The sequence below is a fragment of the Mesorhizobium sp. WSM4822 genome, assembly GCF_055811155.1.
This window is the reverse complement of the sequence record NZ_JBVVQM010000085.1, coordinates 1-449: the sequence shown is the minus strand read 5'-3', so window position 1 is coordinate 449 and position 449 is coordinate 1. Positions and strand designations below refer to the sequence as shown.

Genomic DNA, 449 nt, shown 5'->3' with positions numbered 1-449 from the left:
CAGGGCCTGATGCCCGATGGTTCATCGCGCTTCTCGATCGGCAAGGACAAGATCTTTCACTATATGGGCTGCTCGACCTTCTCCAACTTCACCGTGCTGCCCGAGATCGCGCTGGCCAAGGTCAACCCCGACGCGCCGTTTGACAAGATCTGCTACATCGGCTGCGGCGTCACCACCGGCATCGGTGCTGTGATCAACACCGCCAAGGTCGAGATCGGCGCCACCGCCGTCGTCTTCGGCCTCGGCGGGATCGGCCTCAACGTGATCCAAGGCCTGAAACTTGCCGGCGCCGACATGATCATCGGCGTCGATTTGAACAACGACAAGAAGGAGTGGGGCGAGCGCTTCGGCATGACGCATTTCGTCAATCCGAAGGAGATCGACGGCGATGTCGTGCCCCACCTCGTCAACATGACCAAGCGTGGCGCCGACCAGATCGGCGGCGCCGA

Annotated in this window: 1 protein-coding gene; it reads left to right on the top strand. The window is 61.7% G+C overall.

Annotated elements, in window-relative coordinates; all coding sequences use genetic code 11:
* Positions 1-449 (top strand): zinc-binding dehydrogenase (locus AC0L3E_RS34635; protein WP_473606915.1); only part of this gene is annotated, 449 nt, incomplete at both ends.